Origin of the sequence: Marinobacter iranensis (assembly GCF_029207565.1) — a bacterium.
Classification (GTDB): domain Bacteria; phylum Pseudomonadota; class Gammaproteobacteria; order Pseudomonadales; family Oleiphilaceae; genus Marinobacter; species Marinobacter iranensis.
Map to the genome: position 1 here is coordinate 1 of NZ_JANCMW010000295.1, position 256 is coordinate 256.

1 protein-coding gene is annotated in these 256 nt (G+C 64.1%); it reads left to right on the plus strand.

What is annotated here, in order from left to right:
• On the plus strand, nucleotides 1-256 hold a 256-nt coding region (locus NLU14_RS22440), incomplete at both ends, for a hypothetical protein (protein ID WP_275710782.1).

Consider the following 256-nt stretch of genomic DNA (forward strand, 5'->3'; position numbering starts at 1 on the left):
GATCGCTCGATCGCCTTGCGGGGAACCTATGCGCGCTCGTTCCTGGTGCCGCGCTTCCGCAGCACGATCGGCATTGCCGAGCAGGTTTCGATCGGGCTCTATCCCTACAAGTTCCTCGATCCCGCGCTGCAGAACCCGGCGCTTCCGGCGGGCCAGACGCTGGTGATGTATCGCGCCGGTGCCAATCCCGCGCTCAAGACGCAGAATGCCGATACCTTCACGATCGGCGCCGATCTTACGCCGGCCTTTATTCCGG